The organism is Ruegeria sp. K11, assembly GCF_056531905.1.
This window is the reverse complement of record NZ_JBQFMP010000047.1, coordinates 1-707: the sequence shown is the minus strand read 5'-3', so window position 1 is coordinate 707 and position 707 is coordinate 1. Positions and strand designations below refer to the sequence as shown.

General features: G+C 57.7%; 1 protein-coding gene. It reads right to left on the bottom strand.

What is annotated here, in order from left to right:
• On the bottom strand, positions 1 to 638 hold a 638-nt coding region (locus tag ACR0K4_RS22975; RefSeq protein WP_480855917.1), incomplete at its 3' end, for a transposase.
• Positions 639 to 707: the final 69 nt, after the last annotated feature.

Below are 707 nucleotides of genomic sequence, written 5' to 3'. Positions count from 1 at the left end.
CCTCCATCGGCGCCTGTCCAGCGCGCCGCAGGGTCCACCGGCGAGATGTATTTGGGAACGACTTTGGTGGACGCGCCGAATGCGGCATCATCCAGTGTTTCGAGATATTCGTGGACCACGCGCGTGGCCAATTCCCGTGGCAGACCCTCCTTGCTGTCAATGCCGCGCGTCTGGTTCGCATTGGCAGGGATCAAGCTGGCATCGACGCCGAAGTTCTCGCCGCCAACCAAGCCCTCATCAATGCATCGCTGTAGCACCGTTTCGAAGAGGTGGCGGAACAGGCCGCTTTCCCGGAAACGCCCGTGTCGGTTCTTCGAGAAGGTCGAATGGTCTGGCACCGGATCGGTCAGGTCGAGCCTGCAAAACCACCTGTACGCCAGATTGACATGCACCTCTTCGCAAAGGCGGCGTTCTGATCGAATGCCTTGGCAGTAGCCCAACAACAGCATCCGGATCATCAAATCAGGGTCAATCGAAAGACGACCATGCGAGCTATAGAACGGTGCCAAAAGCGGCCGAACGTCGGACAGGTCCAGGAACCGATCAATGCCGCGCAACGGGTGATCGGCAGGAACAAACTCGTCAATCGACAACTCATAGAGCAGCACACCTTGCGCCACCTGCCTTGGTCCCATCATCGCCGCACCTCCGCTCATAAAACGAGTGAATCAGCGACACACCAACCAATCAACAGACTTTTTCAACAC